Source organism: Tabrizicola sp. YIM 78059 (assembly GCF_004959785.1).
Lineage (GTDB): Bacteria > Pseudomonadota > Alphaproteobacteria > Rhodobacterales > Rhodobacteraceae > Tabrizicola > Tabrizicola caldifontis.
In genome coordinates, this window is the sequence record NZ_SJZH01000056.1 from 1 (window position 1) to 790 (window position 790).

A 790-nucleotide genomic window follows, 5' to 3' on the forward strand; every position below is an offset into this window, starting at 1 on the left:
CCGGTGAGCGCCACCGGTTCGAGCGAACCGGCGAGGGGGATCAAGGTCGAGGGTGAAGGCGAGTGGAACGCCCGCAAACATGGTGGCACGAAGCGCAGGGTCTGGCGCAAGATCCACATCGGGATCGACGAGAAATCACTGGAAATCCGCGCGGCCGAGTTTACCACCAGCGACGTCGGTGACGCGCCCATGCTGCCCGAACTTCTGGACCAGATACCACCCGACCAGGAGATCGCCAGCGTCACGGCAGATGGCGCTTTCGATACCCGCAAGTGCCACGACGCCATCGCCGTCCGCGGTGCCGCCGCGATTATCCCGCCCCGCAAGAACGCCAAGCCTTGGAAGCCTGACACCGCCGGGGCGATCGCCCGCAACGACATCCTGAGGACATCGAAGCGCGTCGGGCGGACCATCTGGCGACGATGGAGCGGGTATCACCGTCGAAGCCGTGCCGAGACCAAGATGCACTGTGTGAAACTGCTGGGGCAGCGCCTGAGCGCGCGGGACTTCGACCGTCAGGTCGCAGAGTTCCAGGTCCGTGTCGCCGTGCTCAATGGCTTCACCGCACTCGGCACACCCCTCACAGAGGTCGCGGGATAAGTCTGTCCGAGGAAAGGGGAAGTCCGCTCAGCAGCCGGTTTGTGCAACAGAGCCCGTATCGAACGGACAAGTGGTCAGGTGGAACTGCCGCAGCCTACGGTCCTGCCGGGACTCGCTGCAGCGCCGTCGCCACCACCGGCAGGCAAGGCCGCCGTCTATGCGCGCAGCCGTGCCGGGGCGCCGTGGATCG

The 790-nt window shown here is 65.9% G+C and carries 1 protein-coding gene; it reads left to right on the forward strand.

Annotated features, from left to right (window positions below):
- On the forward strand, positions 1-600 hold a 600-nt coding region (locus EZM81_RS17995; RefSeq protein WP_136646738.1), incomplete at its 5' end, for an IS5 family transposase.
- Positions 601-790 lie beyond the last annotated feature (190 nt).